Genomic DNA, 26124 nt, shown 5'->3' with positions numbered 1-26124 from the left:
TCCGCCGGGGCCCACCGTTCGCCAGAGTCGGCCTGGTTGCCGCCGCCTCAGTCGTCCCCGGCGTCGGTAGCGTCTTCGAGATAGGCCCTGAATTCGTCCATGTCGATCTCCTCGTCGACCAATTTGACGAGCCAGGCAACGCTGATTTTCGCGGTGAAGACTTTCTCGCCGCTGTCGTAGAGGACGATCTTCACCCAGTCGATTTTCTTCTTCAGGGCGTGGACATCGCTAATTCCCTTCTGCATTCCCGCTCCGATATCGGTCATCCCCTTCTTTTTGGAGTCGACCGTAAGATCGGCGGTGATTTTGAGGATTCGGTCTTCGATCACGACATCCCTCACAGTGACCGCGTCGGTCAGGTCGTCCAGTTCGTCTGGGTCGATGCCGGGGAGGGTGTCGTCGGGGGTATCGTCACCGTTTGAATCCCCGTTCTCTCCAGTATCACCGCCCGTTCTGACGTCGTTTTCGGGCTCCTCGCTACCATCGTCGCCGTCGTCGCCTTCCATGCAACCGGCGAGCGCGAGTGTGAGTGCGGTACCACTTCCAACGAGGACCGAGCGTCGATCCATACTCGAGCCCTGACCATCATGGTGGTTTACTAATCAGTCCCTGTCATTGGGCGACGGAATCCTCCGGGTGACCCTACAGTACGGCAGGCAAACAGTACAGGGCGGAGGGTAACACTACCAGAGAGGGAGAGCGCCCCGCCATCCGGTCGAAGGCATCCAAAACAGGTTCAGTAGACGCTTACATCGTCGAATCGGCCCGCATACCGTGGGTCGTCGGGATGCGTCGGTTCGATTCCGGGACCGGGTATCCGTCGCGCTTTCTTCCAGGTGTTCTCCCAGACGAGGTGACCGAGTTCACCAGCGGTACCGATCCAGCGGCGTACACCTGTAACGTGTTCGATCCGTCGGTCGGCGCCCGATTCGAGCGCCGACAGGAGGGTCCGTTCGGAGTCGATTTCGGTCTCGAACGCGGTCCGTGCGAGACCAACAGAGCGAGTAAGGTGTGCGTACGACGACGTATAGGCTGGCAGCTCCAGTTCGGCTGCCGCCGCCTGCGCCCGCCGGTTGTGCATCGGCAAGTGCTTCGGGTTGAATACCTCGATCGCATCGATCTGTGATCGATACCGCCGAAGGTCCTCCCGGCCGAGACTGACGGTCGCAAACGTTGGATGTGGCACGAGGACGACCGCATCCTGCCGGTCGAACTCGGCCATCGCCCCTTCGAGCGTGATGAAATCAGGGATCGGATCCGAGAGGCCGAGCGCCAGCACGTGTTTCCGGTCCCGCCAGTGGCCGGTAAAGACCTCTCTGGCCGGCACAATCTGGAGTTCGTCGTCTGAGTACCGTCGGGCAGCTGCCTCGATCTCCGGAAGTGGGGTGAAGTGTGGGGCGTAGACGAGGACGTCGAGTCCGCACTGCTTCGCCCGGGACACGACGTCGTCTGAGAGTACCTTCACGTGGAGATCGACGCGGTCCTGCGCTGACACACCGTCAGGTATCGATGGGCGGGAATTAGCTGTTATCATTTATCGAGAGCAAATCAGTTGCGACCACCGGCAGGAACTCCCGGGGCCGACCCCGGTACACGTCGCGGGCGAAAAGGCCATTAAGGCGGCCTGTGAATCACTGCCGTAATGGCCTGGGAGTGTGGGATCGACGACTGCGGGTCGGTCTTCGAAGACGTCGAGTCGGCGGTCGTCCACCAAGCCGACGCGCACGAACGACGAGAATGTGAAATCTGTGGGACGGTCGTTCCCGACGGTTTTCTGGCGATCTACCACACGTTTACGAACCACAGTCGCGCGGAGTACGTCCGTGCGTACGACGCGGACTCGGCCGCGATTCGCACCCGCGAAGAACTCCTCGAGGACATCACCGCCGACATCGACCAGCAACTCCTCGCAGAGATGCTCGCTTCGTCGTGAGCGACGTCGACTGGGATCGGCCCGCGTAATGGGATTGCTACCCAGACACTAGTCACCTGTACGGAGAGCCGAACGCTTCACTCCGCGACGTGATGAGCTGCGCAGAAATTCCGGTTACCCAAGGCGTGCCGAGCATCTACTCACGGGCTCGCAGCGGGTCGCCCGTTCGCATGGTAAGCAAGATTGGGCCTCCCACTGGTCGCACGGTCCGACGAACTACCGTTCGTCGCTGTCAAGCACACGAATCTGGTCCCCTCGAACCGTCACGGGGATCGGCACCGTCGCCTCGTAGAGTTCGACCGTCACCTGGTCCTTCCCTTCGTCGATACGCTGGACCTGCGCCTTCTCGCCCTTGAACGGGCCGGCGATGAGTTCGACGATGTCCCCTTCGGCGATCCCTTCGACGTCCGGTTTCGGCGAGAGGAAGTGTTCGACCTCGGAGATGTCTGACTCGCCGGGGACGATCGTGCGCGCGTGAGGAATGTCCTCGAGCGCGCGCTCCAGTACGGCGTTGTTGTCGGCCTCGACCATGACGTAAGAGGTCAGTGAGTCGGGGGCGATCGCCGCGTGAACGTCAGGCTCCTCGCGGTTGATGATCATGTCCGCGACGGTCTGTTCCTGTCGGGCGGTCGTCTTGACGGCGTAGATCCCCATCAGAGGCCACCGGTCAGCAGACCCATCGTGACGCCGATGATGAAGCCGAGAAAGCCGATGAGGAAGATCCCAGCGCCGGCGATCTTCGACACCTGGAAGAACTCCTCCCGGCTCGGCGTCGTCGCCATCTTCAGGACGCGGACGTACGACGTGAGATCGTAGGGTACGTTCATGGGTGGCCAAACAACGTGCGTGCCCTTTTATCTGTCTTTCCGTCGCCGCCGATCGGGGATCGATGGGATCGGTCGGGAACCCACAGCAGCAGGGCCGCACGTGACAATAGAACTGGTCGAAGGAGAAGAGGTGCCTCGGCGGGACGAGACGACAGTACAAGACAGTGTCCGACCGACACAATCGGCTGCGGCTGACTACCCCTCGAGGCCAGACACCACGTCGTCCGGCTCCACGTCGAAGTCGCCTCCCCAGGCGAGGCGATCCGAGCCGCCACCGCCGCCACCGAACTCGTCGGTGAGTTCGCCGAGGATCGACTCGGCGTCTGCCTCCTCGCCGGCGGCGACGACCGCGAACGGCGAGTCGGATTCCCCGGCGATAACTACGACGTCCGCGAGCTCGCCGGCGACCGATTCGGCGACATCGCCAGCTTCGTCGGCGTCCACGACGCCGGCCGTCGTGGCGACCCACGTCCGCCCGTTTCGTTCGAACGGCTCGGCGCTCTCGACGCGCGTCTTGACGAGTTCGCGCTGAAGCGTGCCGACGGAGTCCGCGAGCTTCTCGCGTTCCGATTCGAGGCGCGAGAGTTCGCCGGTCGCCTCACCCAGCGGGACGCCAAGCTGACGGCTCGCAGCGAACGTAACCCGCTTTTCGACCTCCCGTCGTTCGATCGCGCGCGGACCGACGGCGAGCTCGATTCCGACGTGGCCGGGTTTCGGCGTTACGGACCCGAGAACGGTGACGGGTCCGATTTCGCGCGTGTTCCGGACGTGCGTCCCGCCACACGCGGCGACGTCCCAGGTATCTCGCGAGGACCTGATAGTGTTCGCCCCGCCACTATCCGCATCGCCGATCGTGACCACCCGCACGCGGCCCTTCTCGAAGGCCGTGTCCTCGGTCGCCTCCGAGATGTGAATCTCGTCTGTCTCACGCGCTTCCGAAACCGGCATCGAATCCCAGGAGACGGGGCGTGACTCCCAGACGGCCCGGTTGACCAGTTCGTCGAGTTCGACCAGTGCATCGTCGTCGACGCGCTCGTCTGTGGCGAGGTCGAGCCGAACGCGTTCGTCACCAATCTCCAGACCGGTGTAGGTGACGTCGTCGAACACCCGGCGCGCGGCGCCGAAGAGAACGTGACTGGCCGTGTGTGCGCGCATACAGTACATGCGCGCCTCCCAGTCGATCGAACACAGGACTCGTTTTCCGGCGCGGAATCGCGGTTCCGACTCGAGAACGTGGACGTGTTCGTTGGCCTCAACCGTGACGTCGACGACCGGCACGTCGCCGATCGTGCCATAATCTGCGGGTTGACCGCCGCTCTCGGCGAAGAAGTGCGTCGATTCAAGCCAGACGCGCCGGCCGTCGACGGCCGACACTTCGGTCTCGAATCGCGTCGCGTACGGTTCGGCGGCTGCCCGTTGCCCGCTCATTACCCGGTACTCAGTTCGGATTACGTAAAAATCTGCTCGCCGATTACATCGAATTCCACCAGCTTCGGCCCCGAATGGCACGATAGAAACACCGCTTCGCGAGGCGACGGGATCGGTCCGTCTTATTCGGCGAGTTCCACGTCGAGCCGTTCTTCGAGTGCGTCGATCAGGCCGCCGCCGATACCGGCCTGGGTCGCCCGCCCCTGCTCGATCGCGAGGAGGTCCGATTCGGGAACACCGAGTTCCTCGGCGAGTTCTTCGCGCGTCTGGCCGGCATCCTGTCGGCTCGATTCGAGCACCGCGCCGTAGTCCGAGACGAGGTACGGAAGCGGGTCGTCGTCGTAGTTCGTCCCCTCTTTCTCCCAGTGTTCCGAGTCGCCGTCCCAGACCGGGTTCGCCTTCGCGACGTTCTGGGCGGCCTTCTTCTTGCGATTCGGCTCGTCCTGGCCCCGCCCGGAACCGGACGACGAAGCCGACGATTTCGCCTCGTCCCCGTGGGACGCACAGCTCGAGCAGACCTCCAGTTTCGCACCGGCAACCGTCTGCTGCGTGAGCGAATCGCTCTCCGCACCGCAGAGTTCGCAGTTGGTTCCGCCGCCTCCGGACGAGGAACCGGTCGAGTACTTAGCCATAGGCGGACTTCGCCCCTGCAGCATTTCAATTGACCGCCTCACTGCGTCCCCGTCCCACGGTGGCCGCAAAAGAACACGCTTTTATATCGACCCGCGGGTAGAATTTGATGCAGACAGAGCACGCGAGCGTGGGTAGCCAAGCTAGGCCAACGGCGCAGCGTTGAGGGCGCTGTCCCGTAGGGGTCCGCCGGTTCAAATCCGGTCCCACGCATCGCAAGCGCGGTCGTGAAACGACCGCGAAACGTGAAGCGGCGAAGCCGCTGAACGTCGATGCAGGTGGAGTCCCTTGGGACTGCACCCACGCACAATTCCTACAGCAAATTACGTCTCGGAGAGGAATCGATACTGTTGCAGGCGCTGCCCCAGCGGGGTCCGCCGGTGAGCAGTCGCTGTGCGACTGCGAACGTCGTCACGAAGCGAACGCGGAGTGACGGAAGTTCAAATCCGGTCCCACGCATCGCACGCGTCGCCGAATGCGACGGAACGTGAGGCGGTGCGCGCGGAACCGTTCCGGTTCCGCGGTCGGTCGAACGGGCGCTTTGCGCCCGTGAGACAAACCGCCGAACGCTGCACGATGCAGGTGGAGTCCCTTGGGACTGCACCCACGCACAATTCCTACCGACGCAAGTGACTGAGCGACAGCACCGGTTCGTCACGATAGCAATCGCGCCGATACTGTTTCCTGACGTGACAGCAATAGGGAGACGATGGTATGGACGACTACTGGCCCGCACCCGCGGTACTGTCCAACCTGTGGCGGCGAACTCGGTGACGCCGTGTTCGACGGCGAACCACGATCGTACTGTGAGAGGTTCGAACGACCGATTTTTCGCAATCCGGTGCCGCTGGCGCGCGTCGCCGTAATAGCGGATGAGTCCGTGCTCCTGATCGAACGAGGTGCTGGCGCCGACATCGGCGCGTGGGCACTCCCGGGCGTGCACGTACGCGAACGAGTCACTGCCGAGTGCAGCGGCACGGGAACTCGCAGAGGAGACGGGAGTGACAGTCGATCCGACGGATCTCAGACTACTGGGGACGGGGTATCTGGAGTTCGACGACGGCCACTCCCTGGTGTCGATCAATTACGCAGTTCCGCGGGCCGCAACCGAGGGCCAGGTATCGGCAGGCGGAGACGCAGCGGACGCTCGATTTTTCACACGCGAGGCGATCGAAAGCGAGGAGCCGCGGTTGCGAGCGTCGGGGCCGGAGCAGGTTCTCACGGCGATCGACGAATATGGGGCGAGCTAGCAGTCGGGCAGAAGGAGTCGAACGAAGAGTCAGGCGCCGTTCGCGTCCGTGTCGCTGACCATCTGGATGCGTTCGAGCCCGTCGATCTCGTCGACGACCTCGACGACGGCGTCGGGGACGAGTGACTCCCAGTCGCCGTCGTCGATCATGCGCTCGCGCACCTCGCTCCCCTCGAGGACGTGACGATCATACATGGGTGACTGGCGAACCTCGACGCCGGCCTCGCGGAAAAGCTGGATGACGAGGGGGTTGTTGGCGTAGGCGACGTCGAAGTCGGGGCTCATACTCTCGACGTGGCTCACCCAGACGGCGTTTCGGTCCAGGTCCTCGATGGGGACGGCGTAGGTGACCAGGTCGAGGCCGGCGAGGCTCTTCGTGATCATCATGATGCGTTCGCCGGCAGTGAAGGGGTTTCGTGTCGCGTGCGAAGCATCGGCACTCCCGATACCCAGGACGAGTTCGTCGACGTCGTCGGCGATGCGTTCCACGACGCTGTAGTGACCGTCGTGAAACGGCTGGAACCGGCCGATGTAGATGCCCCGCGTCATACTAAAGAGGTTACGGCACTTCTGCTAAAGTGTGTCGGACGAATATATCCTCCTTAATAAATAGTAGAATGGATATTTTAATCCCGCATATTATCTATGAATGAATCTTTTTCTAACTCCCAACTTCCTGCTGCGAATGGAGTTGACACTGAAAACCCACCAGCACCTATGGATATATCTATAGCTCCTGGGGTCGCACTATATGTATGTTCATAATGACTTTTGACCCCATGTCTAGGATCATCTGTTTCTTTTATCAACTCTGTCATAAGATTCACAGTAAATTCAGTATCCATAGTCCTTACTGGGGAACTAAAGTCATATTTCACCTTTGCTGCTACTCCATAGTAGGAATAATTATCGTATTCAACTTCAAGATAATCTTTATCTGCCATTTCCCCATAAGCACTTAAATATACGTTAGAGTCAGTGCGACCAGTTGGAGTCCAATTGTCGTGGTCCCAATCAATCCCGATTGCATCATCTACACGTCTAGCGTCACGGACTTTCAAACCAGAACTCCCGGATAAGGTTGTTTCGTTTGATGCAAAATAAACATCATCACCTTTTGCCCGAGTTAGTGTAGCATGCATATCAGAATCCCCTTTCGACCATTGAGTTGCATTAATTGAAGGACCTAAACTATCGTATCCAGAATAATATTCCACATTATTCTCATCCATTATTTTATGCATTTCTTCGGTTTCCCCTTTTTGAGCCAGTCCCTTCACGACATCCAATAGACCGGCCTCAGCGAGTGATACTTTTCCTGATCCACGTGCGTTAACTGTACCTACGGTTCCGAGACCACTTGCAGCAGCGATTACTCCCACAAACTTCCGTCGTGATACCATGCAAAATGTTGTTTGTAGAGAACACACTTAAATATATCTATATTAAATATATTAGAAATGTATAATTTTTGAAAATGGATAGTGGCGATGTCGCAAGAGATGAGATGGCTACTTACAGGCTTCATTATGACCATATTCGCCAGAAGTGGAGGAGAAAGTATATCAGTGCGAGCCCCTTCGTTTGAGGTAGCAACCAGCCCCTTATGAGTAACGACACGAACGACACCGACCCCCCTGACGAGGGGGCCGACGCGTCCGATACGGAGCCCGAGGAGGGTGTCGAGGAACAACCGCCACGCGACGTCCTCGCACCGTCGGACGACGAGTCGGCGAGTGAGGAGTCAGCGAACGACGAGACAGTGGCGGACGCAGACACTGAGCAGACGGATTCGTCGGACGACGAACCCGATTCGTCGACCGAAGAGACGGATCCGGACGCCGTTCCCGACGACATCTGGGCGGAGATCGACGACGAATCGGCGGGAGTGGCCGAGCGCCCGCCGGCCGAGTCCGGCGACGGCACCGTCTACGACGAGGCCGACGACGAGCCAGAGACGGTCGAGACGCTAGACGACCTCGGGAGCGAGGTCAGCGTCGACGCCGAACTCGAGATCGACGAGGACGAGGAAGACAATCTTCTGGGCGGCCTCCAGATCGACTCGACGGCGGACATCGAGGTGCCCGACCGACTGGTCGATCAGGTGATCGGCCAGGACGAGGCACGCGACATCATCATCAAGGCGGCCAAACAGCGCCGGCACGTGATGATGATCGGCTCCCCGGGGACCGGCAAGTCGATGCTCGCCAAGGCGATGAGCCAGCTCCTCCCGCAAGAAGACCTCCAGGACATCCTGGTCTACCACAACCCGGACGACGGTAACGAGCCGAAGGTCCGGACGGTCCCGGCGGGCAAGGGCGAACAGATCATCGACGCCCACAAGGAGGAAGCCAGGAAGCGCAAACAGATGCGTTCGATCCTGATGTGGGTCATCATCGCCATCGTGGTGGTGTACGCGTTCATCAGCGGGCCCCTCCTCCTGGGCGTCATTGCCGCGGTGGTCATCTGGCTGTTCTTCCGCTACACCTCCCGCGGGATGGACGCCATGGTGCCCAACATGATCGTCAACAACGGCGAGCAGCGCGTCGCGCCGTTCGAGGACGCCACGGGTGCCCACGCCGGTGCGCTGCTGGGCGACGTCCGCCACGACCCGTTCCAGTCCGGCGGCATGGAGACGCCGAGCCACGACCGCGTCGAACCCGGCTCCATCCACAAGGCCAACAAGGGCGTGCTGTTCGTCGACGAGATGAACACGCTCGACATCCGCACGCAGCAGAAGCTGATGACGGCCATCCAGGAGGGCGAGTTCTCGATCACCGGCCAGTCCGAGCGCTCCTCGGGCGCGATGGTCCAGACCGAGCCCGTCCCGACGGACTTCATCATGATCGCGGCGGGGAACTTAGACGCGATGGAGAACATGCACCCCGCGCTGCGCTCGCGGATCAAGGGCTACGGGTACGAGGTGTACATGGACGACACCATCGAGGACACACCCGAGATGCGCCGGAAGTACGTCCGCTTCATCGCCCAGGAGGTCGAACGCGACGGGCGTCTGCCCCACTTCGACCGTGAGGCGATCGAGGAACTCATGCTCGAAGCCCGCCGTCGCGCCGGCCGGAAGGACCACCTCACGCTGCTGTTCCGGAACCTCGGCGGACTGGTTCGCGTCGCCGGCGACATCGCCCGCGCCGAGGACCGCGAGTACACGACGCGCGAGGACGTCCTGCAGGCGAAGAAGCGCTCGCGCTCGATCGAACAGCAACTCGCCGACGACTACATCGATCGGCGCAAGGACTACGAACTGCAGGTCATCGACGGCGGCGTCGAGGGGCGCGTCAACGGCCTCGCCGTCATGGGCGAGGACTCGGGCATCATGCTCCCCGTCATGGCCGAAGTCACGCCCGCCCAGGGCCCCGGCCGCGTCATCGCGACCGGCCAGCTAAAGGAGATGGCCCAGGAATCCGTCCAGAACGTTTCGGCGATCATCAAGAAGTTCTCCGGCGAGGAGCTCTCGACGAACGTCCCCGGCTGGGACGAAGATCGCTACGAAGACAGCGAGTATCCCCAGTCCTCACTCGCCGGTAAGGACGTCCACATCCAGTTCATCCAGGCAGGCCAGCAGGGCGTCGACGGCCCATCGGCCTCCATCACGGTCGCGACCGCCGTCATCTCCGCGCTGGAGGACATCCCGGTTGATCAATCGGTCGCCATGACCGGCTCGCTGTCTGTCCGCGGCGACGTCCTCCCAGTCGGCGGTGTGACGCACAAAATCGAGGCCGCCGCGAAGACGGGCTGCAAGACGGTCATCATCCCGAAGGCCAACGAGCAGGACGTCATGATCGAAGACGAGTACGAGGAGATGGTCGACATCGTCCCCGTCTCGAACATCAGCGAGGTCCTGGACGTGGCGCTGATCGGCGAGCCCGAGAAGGACTCGCTGCTCGACCGCCTCAAGTCCATCACCAGCGCAACACTCGACCAGCAGAGCGTCACCGGACCGTCGTCGAACCCGAGCCCGCAGTAAGCGATGACCCAGTGGGTGGCGTTCGCGACGGTCGTCACGCTTCTCACGGCCGCAATGGTCGTTCTCACACGTCAGACACAGCGATCGCTCACGCCCGTCGAAGCCGGCCAGTCGACAAATCTCGAAACGCCGGCCCCTGCCAGTGCGCCCGAGGGTGACCGAACGACACGGAGCGAAACAGCTACCCACCGAGACGCGACAGCAATAACCGAGGCAGACAGTGCGGTACTATCCTCGTCAGCGGACCACCAGCGGGCCGAGCAGCCGAACCCGGCGAACGACGCGGTCGATCCAGCGACGACTCGATCTGAGTGGGGCGATGGTGCCGTCGATCCGTCGGAAGCCACATCCGAACGCGTCCACGATGGGACCGGTTCAGCGAGCGGAACGCGATCCGGGCGGATCGTCGCTCGCATCGGCGACCAGTCGATCACCAGTCACGCGCTCCGGTGGAACGTCCTGGCTACACAACTGCTGTTTCTTGCCGTCGTCGCGGGAACGATCGTCCTGACGGGCGTCCCGCCGGGCGTGCTCGGGATCTCGATCACCCGGCAGGCGCTGGTAACGGGACTCGGGGTCGGTCTCGGTGCCGGTTTCGGACTATACGCGGCGAGCGAACTCGCGGGTGCAGTCGGGCGACGATTCGGCATGACGCACGACGAGTGGCTCCGCGAGAGCCTGGCGCCGTCGCGACGACGCGGCTGGATCGTCCTGTTCGCCGTCGTCCTACCAGTGATCGCCGTCTTCGAGGAGTTGCTTTTCCGAGCCGTCCTCGTCGGCGCGCTGAGTGTCGGGTTCGGGCTGTCGCCGTGGCTCCTGGCCGTCGCTTCCTCGATTCTGTTCGCGGTCGGTCACGGGATCCAGGGGCGAGCCGGCGTGGTCGTCACGGGCGTGATCGGCTTCGTTCTCGCGGCGACGTTCGTCGTCACGGGGAACCTCCTCGCGGTCGTCGTCGCCCACTACGTACTGAACGGCTGTGAATTCGCCATCTACGAGTACTTCGAGCTCGGTTCGACACGTACGTAGGCGTCCGGCGTTCGGATCCGGCGAACCTTTAGTGTGAGCGAGCGAGACTCGACTATGCAACGCGACTCGTCGATGCGCCACCTCAAGGCTGCACCGGCACGTGTACAGCGGCTCTTGGTCGGTGCGATCGTCGCCTACTTCGTGCTGTGGCTCGGGTCGATAGTGCTCTCCTCGCCGATACTGGCGCTCACGAGCAACGCGCTTTTCGGACTCATCGCCATCGGTATCGGCGTCGTGTTGGCGACGAACGCGAGGACGACGGGAAGCGTACTCGGGCTCTCGGGCGTCGTACTGGTCCTCGGTGGCGGCCTCGAACTCGGCTGGATCGCCAGCGTCCTGGTCGGCAACGCGATTCCCGTCGCGAGTCAGGTCACATCGCTACTCATCTTCCTCGGGATTCTGGGGTACGGTTACGCGATCTGGTCGGCGTCCTAGAGCCCTTCGAGGGACCGGAGTCGCTGTTCGACGGCTGGCGGGGCCGCACTCGGCCCGTCGCGAACCCGATGGTCGGGGATAAGCAGCGGTGCCGGATTGGCCTCCAGGGCGGTCCGGACGAGGATGAGGTCGTCGTCATCCTCGGGATCGACGTCGGGCGTCATCGCGGCGAGTCCGGCGACGTCGATGCTCTCGCCGTAGGGAATCGTCCGAACCTGTTCGAGGACGGCTCGCTGATCGGTCGGCACCGTCAACGCGACGGCGACGTCGTCGAACGCGATGTCAGAAACCCCGTCGAGATACTCGAAGACTCGATCGAGAAGCGGGTGGTCCGCAGTGGCATCGTCGTCGGGCTGGGTGGGGAACGAGACGGAGATGACGCGACCGCTCGCGACGCCGATCTGAACGGCCCGCTCTAAATACGCGGCCTCCCGTGCGTAGATGCCAGCAACTTCCATGTCGGATCGGAGGGGAGCGAGTCCCTTGAAGATTCGGCTCGCCGTGAGAGTCGTCGCCTCACTTCGCCGCGTCACCGGCTCGTTCGATGTCCAGTCGTCGATACCGACAGGCGTGCACACAGTTCGAAGGCTCGGTTCGATGCACGCCCAGCGGTGTGGTATCTCACCGTCACCGCCAGGTGCCGTCACAGCGATCGTACCGCCCGACAGCGATCGGTTCGATAACGCGATGGATCGAGACGCACAAGTGTTATGTATATACCAGTGCATTGGTGTACTATAATGAACGATAAAGGACTCGATCCGACCGTTCGGTCGATCCTCGAAGCGGCACGGGATCGATCGGGGCGGGGCGACGAGCGACTGTCGATACACGCTCGGTCACTGGAGGCGGCGATCGAGCGGGCCGAGTCGGACGGGCGGGTTCCGATCGTCGCGGAGGTGAAACCGACGAGCCCGACGACCGACGGGGTTCGGACGGACGACCCTGTCGATCTCGCACAGCAGATGGTCGACGGCGGCGCGACCGCCATCTCGGTGTTGACCGAACCCGATCACTTCGACGGGTCGACCGAAGCGCTCGCGCGCGTTCGCGAGGCCGTCTCGGTCCCCGTCCTCCGGAAGGACTTCGTCGTCCGCGAGGAACAGCTCGACGCCGTCGAGGCAGACCTCGTCTTGCTCATCGCACGGTTCGTCGACGAACTCGACGAACTCGTTTCGGCCGCACTCGATCGCGGCCTCCAGCCGATCGTCGAAGTCCACGATCGAGCGGAACTACGCCGCGCACTGGCAACGGAGACGGCCGTCGTCGGCATCAACAATCGCGACCTCGCGTCGCTCCAGGTCGATCTGACGACCGTCGAACGCGTCGCGGCCGTCGAGGATCCGTCACTCCGCCAGGCGCTCGACGACGTGACCCTAGTCGCCGAGAGCGGCGTCTCGACGCCGGCAGACGTTCGCCGGATGCGCGAGGCCGGAGCCGACGCCCTACTCGTCGGGAGTGCCATCATGGACGGCGACGTGGCGGCGAACACCCGAGCGCTCGTGCACGCGGAGCGCGCTGTAGAAACGGACGACGCCGACACCGCGTCGGAGGTGGACGCATCGTGACCGACAGTGTCCACTCAGGCACATCGGGAGCGGACGACGAAGTGACGACGAGTGACGGTCGGTTCGGCGGGTACGGCGGCCAGTACGTGCCGGAAGCGCTCGTTCCGGCGCTTTCGGAACTCGCCGACGCTTACCAGCGCTACGTCATCGACAACGAGGACGGCTTCCGCGACGAGTTGCGCGAGCACCTGCGGACGTTCGCCGGCCGGCCGACACCGCTGCAACGGGCGGACCGCCTCAGCGAGCGCTACAACCGGGAGATCTACCTCAAGCGCGAAGACCTCGTCCACGGCGGCGCGCACAAACTGAACAACGCGCTCGGGCAGGTACTGCTCGCGAAATACATGGGCAAAGAGCGCGTCATCGCCGAGACCGGTGCCGGCCAGCACGGCACCGCGACGGCGATGGCCGCCGCCCACCTCGACGTCCCCTGCGAGATCTACATGGGTCGAACCGATGTCAACCGCCAGCGGCCCAACGTCTACCGCATGCGGATGAGCGGCGCCGAGGTGACACCGGTCGACGCCGGCAGTGCGACGCTCAAGGAGGCCATCAACGAGACGATGCGCGACTGGGCTGGCAGCGTGGAGACGACCCACTACGCCGTGGGGTCCGTCGTCGGCCCGCACCCGTTCCCGGCGATGGTCCGTGACTTCCAGGCCGTCATCGGCGAGGAGCTCCGGGCCCAGATCCGCGACGAGATCGGTCGCCTGCCCGACAGCGTCGTCGCCTGCGCGGGCGGTGGCTCGAACACGATGGGAACCTTCGACGCCTTCGTCGATCTCGCGGAACGACGGGCCGCGGACGATTCACGCGGACGAAGCCCGCAGGAAGGCACCGAGGGCGTCGCACTCCACGCCGTCGAGGCCGGCGGGTCGCGACTCGGGGTCGACGAGGAGACCGGCGTCGCACCCAATTCGGCGTCACTCTCGACGGGCACCGACGGTGTCCTCCACGGCGCCCTGACGAAGCTCCTCCAGACGGCGAACGGCCAAGTCGTCGAGTCCCACAGCGTCAGCGCCGGGCTCGACTACGCCGGGGTCGGCCCCGAACTGGCGAACCTGGTCGAGCGGGGGCGCGTGACGCCGGCGACCGTCGACGACAGGGCCGCACTGGAAGCCTTTCACCGCCTCTCCCGACTCGAAGGGATCATCCCGGCGCTCGAATCCAGTCACGCACTGGGCTACATAGAAGAGTGTCTCGGCGCTAACAGCGGGACATCGAGCGCTGGCGCCGATGACGACCTCGGTGAGGTCATCATCGTGACCGTCTCCGGGCGGGGCGACAAGGACCTGGAGACCGTTCTGGAGGAGACCGAGCGGCGAGACCTCGAAGCGGCCCCGGACGTGGAGGTGTTCGACGGATGACGACCACCGACGGGTCATCGACCGACGATTCGGCGACCGGCGGGTCGGGGGACGACGAACCGAGCGACAGTCGGATCGAGACAGCGATCCGGGACAATCATCCCGCGCTGATCACGTACCTCACCGCCGGAGATCCCGGGCTTGACGAGACGAGACGATACGTCGAGGCGCTGGATCGCGGCGGCGCCGACGTGATCGAACTTGGCCTGCCGTTTTCCGAACCCGTCGCCGAGGGGCCGACGATCCAGGCGGCGATCACGCGCGCCCTCGAGGCCGGCACGACGCCCGAGGGATTCTTCGACCTGGTCGACGCGCTCGACACGGAGGCACCGCTCGTCTGTATGACCTACACCAACCTGCTCATGCAGTACGGCCCCGCCGACTCGGGAACCGATGTCGAGCCGTTCGTCGAGCGGGCGGCCGAGGCGGGACTCGACGGGCTCATCGTGCCGGATCTGCCGGCGGCCGAGGCCCGCCCGCTCCGGGAGGCCTGCGACTCGGTCGGACTGGACCTGATCTCGATCGTCGCTCCGACGACCGCGGACGAGCGCCTCGAAACGCTCATGTCGACGACGAGCGGCTTCGCCTACGTGCAGGCCCGGCTAGGGACGACCGGCGCGCGGACGAACGTCTCCGGGGCGACCCACGAGAGCCTCGCCAGGCTCGATGGGTACGACGTGCCGACCGCGGTCGGCTTCGGCGTCAGCGAACCCGAGCACGCGGCGGAGATCGTCGCGGGCGGCGCCGACGGCGTGATCGTCGGCAGCGCGCTCGTCGACCTGGCTGCGACGAGCGACGACCCGGAACGCGATCTGGAAGCGAAAGCACGTGAACTGAAACGGGGCGCGGCGGACGGACTCGCCGATCGAGAGCTGCCAGCCTCGCCCGAACCAGAACGGTCATAATCGCGAGATTGCTACTAACTCACATGACTGCAGGACTCGACGCCCGATTGGACCGAATTCGAACGGGGGACCGATACCTGATGGTCCCGATGGACCACGGCATCACACTCGGTGCCGTCCGCGGACTGAAAGAGATCGAATCGACGATCGACGCGGTGACCCGAGGCGGTGCCGACGCCGTCCTCACGCAGAAGGGGATCGCCCCCCGCGTCCACCCAAATAAGAACGACGCCGGCTACGTCGTCCACCTGAACGCCTCGACGACGCTCGGCCCGGACGAGAACGACAAGCGACTCACCGGCACGGTCGAGGAAGCCGTCCGCGCGGGCGCCGACGCCGTCTCCTTCCACATCAACGTCGGCTCTGACCACGAACCCGACCAGCTCGCCCAGCTCGCCGAGGTTACCGCCGACGCGGAACGACTGGGGATTCCGGTCCTCGCGATGGCCTACGCCCGTGGGCCCGGCCTCGACGGCGACGAACCCGACGCGCTCGGCCACGCGGTTCGCCTCGCCGAGGAGGTCGGCGCCGACCTCGTCAAGACGGGCTACAGCGGCGACGCCGACAGCTTCGAACACGTCGTCGAATCGACCCGGCTGCCGGTGCTCATCGCCGGTGGGACGCCCGGCAGCGACCGGAAGACGCTCGAGCAGGTTCGTGGCGCAATGGACGCGGGGGCCGCCGGCGTCTCGATGGGGCGATCGATCTTCCAGCACGAGGAGCCGGAAGCGATCACGCGGGCCGTTGCCGCCGTCGTCCACGACAAATTAGATATTAGAGAGGCATTAGAAATCACTGTTTGAAGTATTTCTTAAGACATCATTAGGATTGTTTAGAGAATATAACATACAGACGATAAAACTATAGATTTATTTTTGGTGGTTTCTCGGACGGTGTTAGATGAGAGACCATCTACGCACCGTATTCTGTGTTGGAGATCCATAAACTAAGAAGCCCAATCGACACATCATATTCAGAACAATACTACTATTAGACATCATTAGCGAGTTTTCCACCGCCTCCTCAGGCACATGATCTTGGATATTGAGACAGGAACTCGCGGATAATCACTGACCCCATATAAAACAAAGCTAAAAACAGCCAGGGTAGTTACGAATAAAATAATTTTCCCCGAATGGTCACAAACTATAAATTATACCCGCTTTTATACGGCCTGAATTAAGAATTCGTAATACAATATTCGCTCATAGTTCAACATATCCATTATGAATGTGTTTGATGATGGTTTAAATATTGAGACCTACAGAGTTAGTGATATTATTACCAGTCCCAGTTCAGGGTCACCTGGCAATTTTTCAAATGATAGCTATAGGGTTGAGCAAGTATATCAAGTTCGGACCCATTAACCGTATATTCATGCCAATTGTCATATGATTCTGGAGAAGCTGCTGCATACTCATAGTCCATAGGTCCATCAGGATGACCAAGATCTAATTCTTTAGTGTGTACCCCATGGTCTGTCCAGTAGCAAATAATATTACTGCCCGCAGGAATACACGTTTCGAATTGGCCATCCGATGGGACACTAATCTCTTCAATAGTATCATCTAGTCCCCAAAATCCGAAAGTATACTCACCGGTACCTTGGGCTATAATATCAAGGTTGTTTATGCTTTCTGGAACTGGTGCAATTAGATCTTCACAATGGGATTCATCGGTTGGATTGTACACTATTTCAAGTGCAACATCCCCTTCTATAGAAATGGAATCTAGAACCCAACTGGAGGTTGCATGAAACCCGTGTACTTCACCTTCGTCAGCAGTCCCCGATATCAGCCGATTATCTTCATCAATATTATTATCTATAGAAGAAGACATATACCTCCCTATTTCTAAACTATCGTATTTGTCCATTTCCTGATTAAATGAAATATAAAAGTCACTATCATCTTCTAAGCCCTCTAGTAAAAGGCCATGACATGAAACGTTGGCCGAAGTTGCGGTATCCTCATCACCTAAGGGAATTGCATTGGGTTCTTTGTCCCGTGACTCCGCACTAGTTATCCCCATAACACCAATAGCACTAATAGATGCTGCAATACTAGATTTAAGGAAATGACGCCTGTTATTAGTGCCAGTTGATCTCGTAGGGCAATTCGAACCATCATTACTTCCCCTCTTTTCTCCCCTGTTATTGTTATCAGGCATGCAATCGATAATTAGGAAGGGTTTTATTTAAAACTACCGTACCTTCTAATCATATGAAAATTAGCGTCTTCTTCATATGAAAATTCCTACATAGACCATCAATGTAGATAGTATTTAAATTATCAATATATCCAATGTCAGTACATACTTAGTCCAGACATTGACAAATGACTATAAACTTGTTATACAAAATCGTCGATAAAAGGATCTCAATATGCGGAAATGGAACCTGCATGTTCTCCCTCGCGAGTGCGACCGAGTCGGTCGTTCCCTCGAAACTGTCGTGAACCGTCTCACCCGGAGCCGGCCGATCGTAGTTCGCGACAGCACGCAGACTCAGATAGCGATCGGCGGCGTCGAAGCGGCCGAGCGCGGTCGCCGTGGCCGCGTCTTCCATCTGCGTCGTGACGTAGGGCTCGATTCCGTAGGCCGCCGCGAGCGAGTCGACCTCGCGAGCCACGCCGGTGCCGTGCCAGAACTCGTCCTCGTCACGGTCGGTCCGACATCGGCCGCCGGACCGCTGGACGGGGCGTCGGAGTACGTCTCCTGATAGTCGCGGACGGCGCGGTCGGTCGTGAGCTCGACGTCGGGCGCGGCGTCGCGAGCCAGTTCGACGAGCGCCGAATCGACGTCGAACAGCGCGCCCTCGGGCAGGTACGCGAGTTGCTCGACGGCGGACCGATCGGCGTCGCGATCGGGTGAGGGGTCACCCGCATCGTCCTCCTGGGTCGGCGGGCCTAGCTCCGTCGGATCCCAGCGATGCTTACGATCCCAGTCGAGGATGGCGTCGGCGACGACCACCGAGCCAAGCGCAGCCCTGGCCGGGGCGGCGCCGGCGATCCCGGCCGAGAGCCAGTACGTCTCCGAGAGATCGAGTCCGGCTGCACCCCAGACCGCGGCGACGACGGTCGCCGCGGGCGCCTTGCCCAGGCCGGTCGTGGTGACGGCGACGCGGCCGTCGGCGGTCACGTACAGCGGGCCGTCGGCCCTGGGAATCTCGTAGGCCGCCTCGATCGGGAGGCGCTCGAGCCACAGCTCGCGTTCGTCGAACGGCGGCTCGAACGCGACGGCGGGGAGGACGACCACGGCCGGTGCGATCGGCTCGGCGCCGTCTAACGGCTGCGGTGTCGGGAACTCAGGACCCATTGCTGACTGCGACGACGCCGCCAGGCCCCGAAAGCGTGCCGATCGGTCGCATACGGACGGAGACCGCCACCGCGCAGGCGAGCGGGCGACCCGGATCGAAACCATCACGAGGGGCGGTTTCGTGGACCAATCCGTGTCGCGGACCGCGCCAACCGACGAGGAGATCCTCGCCCACGCTCGCGTCCACGCCCGATCGGTCGCCGACGATATCGGCGTCGATCTCGACGCGCTCTCCTGGGCGATCTCCGCGCGGGCGAAACGACGCGCCGGCGCGTGTCGCTGGGACGCGACGAGCGAGGAGGCGACGATCGTCCTCTCGCGACGCGCCTACGACGCCTTCGACCGTGCGGCTTTCGAGTCGATCGTCCGCCACGAACTCATCCACGCCTGGGAGTACCAGCGATTCGGCGACTCCGATCACGGAGCGCGCTTTCGTGAACGCGCCCGAGAGTTCGACGTGCCCGTCCACTGCGAGTCATTCACTGAACCGCGGTATCGACTCCAGTGTACGCGAAGTGACTGCGACTGGACGCTGGACCGGCACCGGGCGTCGAAACCGGTCAAAGCCCCCGGGCGCTATCACTGCGGCGACTGCGGCGCCTCGCTCCGCGTCGAACACGTCGAAAGCGGGCGCACCTGGGAGTCGGCGAGCGGCTACGGTGGTGCCAGAACAGCCCTCGGCGACGACTGGTAGCACGGAGGAGCCGTTCGTCACAGTCGAAAACGGGACGACGCCGAGGCGGGAGCCTTTATTCGGTGCCGGAAGAACGTCGTGGTATGGGACTACTCGACAGGTTGCGCAGCGACCCGGACACGGCCAAGTTCGACCGCATCGAGGAGGACGTCACCTACACGGTCTCGCCGCGGAGCCACACGGTCGCGTACGCGATCGCCGTCTCGAGGGCGGAACACGAGGCGCTCGCCGATCTCGTCCGGGCCGACGACGAGGCACCGGACCACGAAGAAACGCTGTCGACGGCCCTCTCGGCCGCACTCGACGGCGAAGACGCCGACACCGACGTCATCGTCGACCGGATCCGCAGGCCGCGCCGCGTCGCGGACGCCGTCACAACGTCCTGGGACGAACTACTCGCGGACGACCCCGACGTCGCCTACCTGCCGGTCGGGATGATCGGCGAACTCGCCGCGTTCGTCGCCACCTGTCGCGAGCGCGACGACAACGACGACGATTCGTTCACGCTCCCCAATACGTTCGATCGGGCGGCATCGTTGCTCGTCCGAATCAAGGAGGCGACCGATCGGCCGGAAAACAGGATCGTCGTCCACCGCGACCGAGTGCCGACCGTCGAGGCGGCCCAGCGCGCGTCCGAGAACCCGCCGAGCGACGATGAAGCACAGGCCACGGCCGCGGACGCGGAGAGCGACGAGGCAGCTCAGAGCACGTCCGCGAGCGAGGCGAGCGACGAGAGTTCGTAGGTGGGTTCGTGCGTCGGGTCTCGCGATCCGCGATCGGTGGCATCACCGGGGAGCCAGGCCGAGTCCATCCCGACGGCGTTCGCACCCGCGACGTCGGCGTAGGCGGCGTCGCCGACGTGGACAGTCCGCTCGGGTTGCGTTCCGAGTCCGTCGAGCGCCCGCTCGAACGGCGTGGGATCCGGTTTCGGCGGAACCCCAGCGTCGGGATCGACGAACACGGAGACGTCGAACGCGTCGGCGATGCCGAGCGTTTCGAGCTTCGGGCGCTGCGTCGACGGACTGCCGTTCGTGATCAGCCCGACTGCGTCGGTCGCCTCACGCGCGTGGGCGATGATACGCTTCGCACCGTCCCGAAAGCGGACCGCGGTCGGGTCGTACGCGTCCAGGTACGCCTCGGTCAGGTCGGTCGCGACCGACTCGTCCCGGCCCGCCTCGGCGGCGGCGAGTCCGAAGAGGTTCTCGTGGAACGTCTGATCCGTATACGCCGACGGAACGCGCGGGACCAGTGCCTCGAGCTCCGTGTGCGTACAGAAGGGTTCACAGCCAACTTGGTCGAACGCTCGTTCGAGGACGGCCGCCGAATCCTGCGTCGAGACGCACAGGGTTCGATCGAGATCGAAACAGACCGCTTCGTACGCAGACATCGATGTGGAGTTCGCACGCCCGCCTCCTAACCGTTGCGTGAGACTGTGTGACGGGGAATAACGGCGATAGTGTGAACAGCAGGCGAGGAGGATCGTCGACCACCGCATCACGCGAGGCGAACGTCCTCCCTTCCGCCACGTTCAAGCCGGTTCCGCCCGACCGTCGAATCATGACGAACGCAGTCTGGGTGAAAGCCGACGACAGCGTCGGCGACTGGGAGGCCCGCCGCGATCGGATCACGGCCGCGCTCGAAGCCGGCGCGGACTGGGTCCTGGTCGACGAAGCCGACGTCGAACGAGTGCGCGAACTCGGCGACATCAACGTCGCCGCGTTCCGAACTGACGGCGACGTCTCCCTGATCGACGATGCTGAATCCGACGACGACGAATCCCTGCCGGACGCCCGAATCGTGGGCAAGGACGGAGAGGGGGACGGCACCGTCTCCCTCCCGACGGACTACTCCGGCTCCGCCGACCTTTCGACGCTCCGACGCGACGGGGAGGTTCCCGGCGGGTCCTACGTCCGCATCCTCGACGAGGAGTACGAGACGTTCGCCGAGGAGGCGGCCACCGAGTCGGCCTACACGATTGTCGTCGGCGAGGACTGGACGATCATCCCGCTCGAGAACCTCATCGCTCGCATCGGTGAAGAGACGACACTGATCGCCGGCGTGGCGAGCGCCGAAGAGGCACGGACGGCCTTCGAAACGCTCGAGATCGGTGCCGATGCCGTGTTGCTCGATACCGACGATCCGGGCGAGATCAGCAAGACGGTCGGCATTCGCGACGCGGGCGATCGAGAACGCCTCGACCTCACGTGGGGGACGGTCACCTCTATCGAGCCGATCGGCTCGGCCGATCGCGTCTGCGTGGACACCGGCCGACTCCTGGACGACGACGAGGGCATGCTCGTCGGCTCGCTGGCCCGCGGCCTCGTCTTCGTCCACGCCGAGACGGCCGACTCGCCGTACGTCGCGGCCCGCCCCTTCCGGGTCAACGCCGGCGCCGTCCACGCCTACGTCAGAACGCCCGGCGGCGGAACGAAGTACCTCTCCGAGCTCCAGAGCGGGGACGAGGTCCAGGTGGTCGACCGCGACGGCCACACGCGCGAGGCCGTCGTCGGCCGCGTGAAGATCGAACAGCGACCGATGTTCCGCCTGGCACTGGAGACGGCTGACGGCGACACCGTCGAGACGCTCCTGCAGAACGCGGAGACGGTGTCCGTCGCGACGCCCGATGGGAAGACGGCGGTCACCGAACTCGAGGCGGGCGACGAGGTCGGCCTCTACTACGAGGATACGGCGCGACACTTCGGCGAGGCCGTCGACGAACAGGTTATCGAGAAGTAAGTCGACGAGCGGGAACCTGAGCGATTCGGACAGTTGGGTGTCCGTCGCACTCGGAAGCGGGTCGGCCGCTATTTTCAGGAAGAGACCTGGTCGCCGTCGTCGAGTCTCGTCGTACACCAGTGACAGAACGACAGTTCCTCGTCGAGCGGCTTCCCACAAGTGGGACAGGCCGCGACGTCCTCGTCGGCGCCGGGCGTGTCGGTCAGCCCGAACGCCTGGGTACCGGCGTGAATCGCTGCAAACAGCGAGAGGAAGAGCAGGGTAAATCGATCGATCGTGTCCGTTTCACTGTCGACGGTTTCCGACAGTTCCGTCATCGTCTCCCCCATCGAGCCGGCACTCGTCATCGACCCGTCGCCGGCGATGGCCCACAACTGCTCGACGGGGAGCAACAGGACGACTGAGATGACAAAGAGCGCGCCGAATAGCACGGCTCGGCCCCAGTCCCGGATCACGACGTGACCGGCACCCGGGACGAGCAGCGACAGCCCCACCGCGACGATCGCTCGAATCCACGACATCGAGAGTGTCCACCGATTGCGTCTGCGCGCGGTTAATTCTCTCGTTTTGATCGATGGGGCGCGACCACTGACTCGATCGTCGTCGCGAGCGTGGCCAGGTCGAGCTGTCCGGGCGCCGTCGTCGCAGCCGGATCGAGCGGTGCGTAGCCGATTCGCGAGCCGTAGACCGGCGCCACCGCACGCGTGTGCGACCCGAGTTCGCCCATGGCCATCGTCGCCACCGGCTGTCCGGCCGCCGTCGCCTCGTGGGTCGCACGTAACAGCGTGAGTGTATCAGCCGGTGACTCGGCCGTCACGGCGAGCTTGGCCACTGCCCCGTGGGCCCCGGCGGCCTCCAATAATGCGAGCAGCGTCGAGAGCGACGACGTCCCGTCGAAGTCGTGGACGGAGACGACGACCGCCACGTCGTTCTCACGAGCCGCGTCGAGGAGTCGGCCGGCCGTTCCCGCCCTGATCGCGGCGAGTTCGACGTCGATCGCTGCGACGGCGTCGACCGTCGTCGCCTCGGCGAGGGTGTCGAGTCGCGATCGTTCGTCCCCTGACCGCGCGCCACCCTCCCACGTGGGGCGGTTCGTCGCGAGAATCGGCAACTCGCCGTCGTAGCGTGCGAGCTGGGCGAGCGGCTCGTCGGCCAGATCGAGTCGGAACTCGATCGCGTCGGCGTGGGCGCGGGCTCGCGGCTCGTCGGCGAGCGTGGCCGTCGACGCGGCGAGGACGAACGACTCGAAGTTCATTGGTTCGTGGAAAAGATCGGTCGTGCGGGTCCCAATCTGACTCGTCGGAGCGATCAGGCCAGCCCGATCGAGTCCTCGGCTTCGAGCAGTTCGTGGTAGCGGTTGCGGATCGTCACTTCGGAGATGTCGGCGACCTCGCTCACAGCGGCCTGGGTGGTCTTCTCGTTTGTGAGCAGGGCGGCGGCGTAGACCGCGGCCGCGGCGAGCCCGACCGGCGACTTGCCTGAGTGGACGCCCTTCTCCTTCGCGTTCTTCAGCAGCGAGCGAGCGCGGTGTTCGGACTCGTCGGAGAGGTCGAGGCCCGAGGCGAAGCGCGGGACGTAGCTCTCGGGGTCTGCCGGCTGGACCTCGAGGCCGAGTTCGCGAACCACGTAGCGGTAGGTCCGGGCGATCTCGTTCTTCTCGACGCGGGACACATCGGCGATCTCGTCCAGGCTGCGGGGGACGCCGGCCTGGCGCGCGGCGGCGTAGACGCAGGCCGTCGAGACACCTTCGATGGATCGGCCGGGGAGCAGGTCCTCCTCCAGGGCGCGGCGGTAGATGACCGACGCGGTCTCGCGGACGTTCGTCGGGAGGCCGACCGCACTCGCCATGCGGTCGATCTCGCCGAGGGCCTGCTTTAAGTTGCGCTCTTTGGAGTCACGGGTGCGGAAGCGCTCGTTCCACTTGCGCAGGCGCTGCATCTTCTCTCGCTGGCGCGACCCCAGCGAGTTGCCGTAGGCGTCCTTGTTGCGCCAGTCGATGTTGGTCGACAGGCCCTTGTCGTGCATCGTGTTCGTCGTCGGGGCGCCGACGCGAGATTTCTCGTTCTTCTCGCTGGCGTCGAAGGCGCGCCACTCCGGTCCGCGGTCGACGGAGTCCTCGGCGACGACGAGGCCACAGTCGGCACAGACGGTCTCACCGTGTTCGTCGTCGGCGACAAGCTGTCCGCTGCACTCGGGGCAGCTGACGCGGTCGTGAGTCGACTCGTCCTCTTGTTCGGTCGTTTCCTGTTCGCTACGTCGTACTCGTGTGGTCTGGGAGGCGTTCGTCATGCGAGATGTGTGCGCTGACCGGGTGAACAGTGGTGCGCGCGGCCAGAGTCGTTGCTACCCTTGTTCAGATACGCGGCGGTTAAGTATTTCGGTATCGAACACAAAACGGCCCGAATTCGAAGAGATTCGCCCGGACCACGAACGAACCGGGATTTCTTTTTTAGGATATACACTGATTCGGCGCGCCAACCCGGTTTTACCACCACCGATCCCGGTATCCGTACCGGATCAAGCCCGCCCACCCTCGACAGCCGCCTCACACGCTCACCCCGTCGCTTCGTCTTGAGTCACGGAACCGTTCTTCCGCCCCGGAATTCCGTTGTGGACCATATCGCGCACACCCCGTTTGCGAGAGACGTATCGTCCTAAGGGGTATCATCGGCCGACGCCTGTCCAGTTCCGGTCTCCCAGACGACCGGCTGGCAGTCGGGTCGGCTGTTGCTCACCCGCCAGCTTGCAACCGCGCTCCAGCCACGGTTGCCTCCCTGTACCAACCGACCGCAATCGGCCGGTAATAACTCGCTACTGGAGAGTGAAAATCGCAAGACGGCACCGGATTAACCACACGTACCAAACCCCTCAAGGGCGTCCTCGTCGGAGGTGAGTGTATGAGTGCCACGATGGCCCCCGACCTCTCGACGAAGCAACACCGGATCCTCACCTACCTCCGCGAGCACGCAGGGACGAAGACCTACTTCAAATCGCGCCTCATCGGGCAAGAGCTCGGAATGACGGCGAAAGAAGTGGGTTCGAACATCACGAGTCTGCAGGACGGTGATTACGACGTCGACATCGAGAAGTGGGGTTACTCCTCCAGTACGACTTGGAAGGTCGATCTCGAGTAAGGCAGGCATCGAATCCCGTCGCCGACCAGCAGCGGGATGCGTGTGCAGGTGCCCGTGTACCGGTTTAGCTCCGTCGAAGATCCAGTTCAATCGACGTGTCAGTTCTGTCGCGTGCGACGAACTCAATTAGTTGAAGGCTCGTCCCCTGACGGCACCTGGTCGACGGTTCCATCGGTCGACGTCGCGCGCTCGTCGACGCCGACGGCGTCCGTGACCGAGACCGGTTCCGACGGCGTTCGGCCACCGACGGTCAGTTCGCCGTCGTCACCCTCGACGTAGACGTCGTCCGCGAATCCGTCCGCCGCGTGCGGATGCTCCGGATCGTCGAGGCGCTCCGGCGTCGAGGGTGCGTCGGGCAGCGGCTTCGTAGCGAACTCGCCGAGCGGATCGTCGATCGAGATTCCCCAGGACTCGAATGCGTCCGCGTACCGGTCGTAGTGGACGTCGAGTTCGTCGACGGGGATCTCCATCATCTCCGTCCAGCCGTGGTTGTAGAAGTCGAAGTTCGCCTGCAAGTGAGTGATTTCGCGGGCTTCGGCCTCACTGAATCCGTTCTGGAGCGCCGCGAGATACGTGTCGACCGTCGCGTCGAACAGCGCATCCAGCCGATCGCGTCGGGCTTCGGCGTGATCGGGGTCGGCCTTCCCGAGGAACACCCGTGTGTGGAGGCGAATCAGGCCTCGTCTGGCGACCTCGCGGACGACTGGCGTCTCGAGGGCCTTGCGCGAGGCGAAGTGGCGCGCGTTCTGCCGGAGTTTCATACGCGACAGTTCGGTCGCGAGCCACATCAGGGATTCGACGCGGTCGCGGGGCAGTGACAGCCGGATCGAAAATCGGCTAGCAGGACGGTCACCTGTACATGTGCAGTGGGCGGTGATAGCGAGATAGCAAC

The 26124-nt window shown here is 63.0% G+C and carries 28 protein-coding genes, 1 tRNA gene and 1 pseudogene; 14 read left to right on the top strand and 16 right to left on the bottom strand.

All coding sequences use genetic code 11. The annotated features are described in order from the left end of the window. Nucleotides 1-47: 47 nt before the first annotated feature. Together C479_RS12850 and C479_RS12845 are read right to left on the bottom strand one after the other, a co-directional pair. Nucleotides 48-506, bottom strand: a complete 459-nt coding sequence (locus C479_RS12850; protein ID WP_241430193.1) for a hypothetical protein — start codon at nucleotides 504-506, stop codon at nucleotides 48-50. A 230-nt stretch (nucleotides 507-736) separates the two neighbouring features. After that, the gene (locus C479_RS12845; RefSeq protein ID WP_007703364.1) at nucleotides 737-1495 is read right to left on the bottom strand and encodes a PHP-associated domain-containing protein; all 759 of its coding nucleotides are present in this window, start codon (nucleotides 1493-1495) and stop codon (nucleotides 737-739) included. Nucleotides 1496-1642: 147 nt separating this feature from the next. On the opposite strand from C479_RS12845, the gene C479_RS12840 reads away from it, so the two are divergent. Further along, nucleotides 1643-1933, top strand: coding sequence for a DUF7565 family protein (locus C479_RS12840; protein ID WP_007703363.1), 291 nt, complete (start codon nucleotides 1643-1645; stop codon nucleotides 1931-1933). Nucleotides 1934-2149: 216 nt separating this feature from the next. Here the strand turns inward: C479_RS12840 and C479_RS12835 are convergent, their stop codons facing one another. From C479_RS12835 to C479_RS12820, 4 genes are all read right to left on the bottom strand, one after another. After that, nucleotides 2150-2587: a transcription elongation factor Spt5 gene (locus C479_RS12835; RefSeq protein WP_007703362.1), complete on the bottom strand. Its 438-nt coding sequence runs from the start codon at nucleotides 2585-2587 to the stop codon at nucleotides 2150-2152. Then, nucleotides 2587-2760, bottom strand: coding sequence for a protein translocase SEC61 complex subunit gamma (locus C479_RS12830; RefSeq protein ID WP_007703353.1), 174 nt, complete (start codon nucleotides 2758-2760; stop codon nucleotides 2587-2589). Before C479_RS12830 ends, C479_RS12835 begins: the two co-directional genes overlap by 1 nt. Before the next feature lie 195 nt (nucleotides 2761-2955). Further along, complete coding sequence (locus C479_RS12825) at nucleotides 2956-4188, bottom strand: alanine--tRNA ligase-related protein (RefSeq protein WP_007703350.1); 1233 nt, start codon at nucleotides 4186-4188, stop codon at nucleotides 2956-2958. Nucleotides 4189-4310: 122 nt separating this feature from the next. Then, nucleotides 4311-4820, bottom strand: coding sequence for a helix-turn-helix domain-containing protein (locus C479_RS12820; RefSeq protein ID WP_007703326.1), 510 nt, complete (start codon nucleotides 4818-4820; stop codon nucleotides 4311-4313). Between the two features lie 126 nt (nucleotides 4821-4946). Between C479_RS12820 and C479_RS12815 the strand changes: the two genes are divergently transcribed. Together C479_RS12815 and C479_RS12810 are read left to right on the top strand one after the other, a co-directional pair. After that, a tRNA-Leu gene (locus C479_RS12815) sits at nucleotides 4947-5031 on the top strand. 686 nt (nucleotides 5032-5717) lie between these two features. Then, nucleotides 5718-6068 carry an NUDIX hydrolase gene (locus C479_RS12810; protein WP_007703324.1) on the top strand — a complete coding sequence of 117 codons (351 nt, stop codon included), beginning with the start codon at nucleotides 5718-5720 and terminating at the stop codon, nucleotides 6066-6068. 29 nt (nucleotides 6069-6097) lie between these two features. Here the strand turns inward: C479_RS12810 and C479_RS12805 are convergent, their stop codons facing one another. Beyond that, the gene (locus C479_RS12805; protein WP_007703323.1) at nucleotides 6098-6616 is read right to left on the bottom strand and encodes a nicotinamide-nucleotide adenylyltransferase; all 519 of its coding nucleotides are present in this window, start codon (nucleotides 6614-6616) and stop codon (nucleotides 6098-6100) included. 77 nt (nucleotides 6617-6693) lie between these two features. After that, a complete protein-coding gene (locus C479_RS16130; RefSeq protein WP_152415900.1) occupies nucleotides 6694-7470 on the bottom strand; it encodes a hypothetical protein in 777 nt (258 codons plus the stop codon). Nucleotides 7471-7673: 203 nt separating this feature from the next. On the opposite strand from C479_RS16130, the gene lonB reads away from it, so the two are divergent. Genes lonB through C479_RS12790 form a run of 3 tightly spaced genes read left to right on the top strand, consistent with a single transcriptional unit; the run spans nucleotide 7674 to nucleotide 11513 of the window. Further along, entirely contained in the window at nucleotides 7674-10052 is a 2379-nt protein-coding gene (gene lonB, locus C479_RS12800; RefSeq protein ID WP_007703322.1) for an ATP-dependent protease LonB, read from the top strand. A 3-nt stretch (nucleotides 10053-10055) separates the two neighbouring features. Next, nucleotides 10056-11078: a CPBP family intramembrane glutamic endopeptidase gene (locus C479_RS12795; RefSeq protein WP_007703321.1), complete on the top strand. Its 1023-nt coding sequence runs from the start codon at nucleotides 10056-10058 to the stop codon at nucleotides 11076-11078. Nucleotides 11079-11132: 54 nt separating this feature from the next. Beyond that, entirely contained in the window at nucleotides 11133-11513 is a 381-nt protein-coding gene (locus C479_RS12790; RefSeq protein WP_007703320.1) for a hypothetical protein, read from the top strand. Here C479_RS12790 and C479_RS12785 read toward each other — a convergent pair. Further along, nucleotides 11510-11971, bottom strand: a complete 462-nt coding sequence (locus tag C479_RS12785; protein WP_049907385.1) for an MGMT family protein — start codon at nucleotides 11969-11971, stop codon at nucleotides 11510-11512. The genes C479_RS12790 and C479_RS12785 overlap by 4 nt on opposite strands. A 282-nt stretch (nucleotides 11972-12253) precedes the next feature. Here C479_RS12785 and trpC point away from each other — a divergent pair, with 282 nt between their 5' ends. The 4 genes from trpC to C479_RS12765 are packed head-to-tail and all read left to right on the top strand — an operon-like array spanning nucleotide 12254 to nucleotide 16156. Next, nucleotides 12254-13081 carry an indole-3-glycerol phosphate synthase gene (trpC, locus tag C479_RS12780; RefSeq protein ID WP_007703318.1) on the top strand — a complete coding sequence of 276 codons (828 nt, stop codon included), beginning with the start codon at nucleotides 12254-12256 and terminating at the stop codon, nucleotides 13079-13081. Continuing rightward, nucleotides 13078-14448: a tryptophan synthase subunit beta gene (gene trpB, locus C479_RS12775; protein ID WP_007703316.1), complete on the top strand. Its 1371-nt coding sequence runs from the start codon at nucleotides 13078-13080 to the stop codon at nucleotides 14446-14448. Before trpC ends, trpB begins: the two co-directional genes overlap by 4 nt. Further along, nucleotides 14445-15353 (top strand): tryptophan synthase subunit alpha, encoded by a 909-nt coding sequence (gene trpA / locus C479_RS12770; RefSeq protein ID WP_007703314.1) that lies wholly within the window; start codon nucleotides 14445-14447, stop codon nucleotides 15351-15353. Before trpB ends, trpA begins: the two co-directional genes overlap by 4 nt. Before the next feature lie 23 nt (nucleotides 15354-15376). Next, the gene (locus tag C479_RS12765) at nucleotides 15377-16156 is read left to right on the top strand and encodes a 2-amino-3,7-dideoxy-D-threo-hept-6-ulosonate synthase (RefSeq protein WP_049907302.1); all 780 of its coding nucleotides are present in this window, start codon (nucleotides 15377-15379) and stop codon (nucleotides 16154-16156) included. Between the two features lie 478 nt (nucleotides 16157-16634). On the opposite strand, the gene C479_RS16125 is transcribed toward C479_RS12765, so the two are convergent. Together C479_RS16125 and C479_RS12760 are read right to left on the bottom strand one after the other, a co-directional pair. After that, complete coding sequence (locus C479_RS16125; RefSeq protein ID WP_152415899.1) at nucleotides 16635-17522, bottom strand: hypothetical protein; 888 nt, start codon at nucleotides 17520-17522, stop codon at nucleotides 16635-16637. Between the two features lie 148 nt (nucleotides 17523-17670). Then, nucleotides 17671-18668 (bottom strand): annotated as a pseudogene (locus tag C479_RS12760) (phosphorylase family protein). Between the two features lie 121 nt (nucleotides 18669-18789). Between C479_RS12760 and C479_RS12755 the strand changes: the two are divergent. Both C479_RS12755 and C479_RS12750 read left to right on the top strand, forming a co-directional pair. Continuing rightward, nucleotides 18790-19362 carry a SprT family zinc-dependent metalloprotease gene (locus C479_RS12755; RefSeq protein ID WP_007703311.1) on the top strand — a complete coding sequence of 191 codons (573 nt, stop codon included), beginning with the start codon at nucleotides 18790-18792 and terminating at the stop codon, nucleotides 19360-19362. 83 nt (nucleotides 19363-19445) lie between these two features. Beyond that, nucleotides 19446-20105, top strand: a complete 660-nt coding sequence (locus C479_RS12750; protein ID WP_007703309.1) for a hypothetical protein — start codon at nucleotides 19446-19448, stop codon at nucleotides 20103-20105. Here the strand turns inward: C479_RS12750 and C479_RS12745 are convergent. After that, on the bottom strand, nucleotides 20063-20749 hold the full coding sequence (locus C479_RS12745; protein ID WP_007703307.1) for an HAD family hydrolase: 687 nt from the start codon (nucleotides 20747-20749) through the stop codon (nucleotides 20063-20065). The genes C479_RS12750 and C479_RS12745 overlap by 43 nt on opposite strands. 170 nt (nucleotides 20750-20919) lie before the next feature. Between C479_RS12745 and C479_RS12740 the strand changes: the two genes are divergently transcribed. Beyond that, nucleotides 20920-22098, top strand: a complete 1179-nt coding sequence (locus C479_RS12740; RefSeq protein WP_007703303.1) for a 3-dehydroquinate synthase II — start codon at nucleotides 20920-20922, stop codon at nucleotides 22096-22098. Between the two features lie 74 nt (nucleotides 22099-22172). Here C479_RS12740 and C479_RS12735 read toward each other — a convergent pair whose 3' ends face one another. From C479_RS12735 to C479_RS12725, 3 genes are read right to left on the bottom strand one after another with little or no spacing between them, the layout of a single operon-like run. Next, complete coding sequence (locus C479_RS12735; protein WP_007703302.1) at nucleotides 22173-22619, bottom strand: DUF7575 domain-containing protein; 447 nt, start codon at nucleotides 22617-22619, stop codon at nucleotides 22173-22175. A gap of 32 nt (nucleotides 22620-22651) precedes the next feature. Further along, nucleotides 22652-23353, bottom strand: a complete 702-nt coding sequence (locus C479_RS12730) for a type I 3-dehydroquinate dehydratase (RefSeq protein ID WP_007703299.1) — start codon at nucleotides 23351-23353, stop codon at nucleotides 22652-22654. Nucleotides 23354-23406: 53 nt separating this feature from the next. Further along, a complete protein-coding gene (locus C479_RS12725) occupies nucleotides 23407-24387 on the bottom strand; it encodes a transcription initiation factor IIB (RefSeq protein ID WP_007703296.1) in 981 nt (326 codons plus the stop codon). A 608-nt stretch (nucleotides 24388-24995) separates the two neighbouring features. Here C479_RS12725 and C479_RS12720 point away from each other — a divergent pair. Next, entirely contained in the window at nucleotides 24996-25232 is a 237-nt protein-coding gene (locus tag C479_RS12720) for a DUF7123 family protein (protein WP_007703293.1), read from the top strand. Between the two features lie 122 nt (nucleotides 25233-25354). Here C479_RS12720 and C479_RS12715 read toward each other — a convergent pair whose 3' ends face one another. Beyond that, a complete protein-coding gene (locus C479_RS12715) occupies nucleotides 25355-25993 on the bottom strand; it encodes a DUF6149 family protein (protein ID WP_049907381.1) in 639 nt (212 codons plus the stop codon). Between the last annotated feature and the right edge of the window lie 131 nt (nucleotides 25994-26124).

Origin of the sequence: Halovivax asiaticus JCM 14624, from assembly GCF_000337515.1 — an archaeon.
GTDB classification, from domain to species: domain Archaea; phylum Halobacteriota; class Halobacteria; order Halobacteriales; family Natrialbaceae; genus Halovivax; species Halovivax asiaticus.
This window is presented reverse-complemented; position numbering and strand designations above follow the sequence as displayed.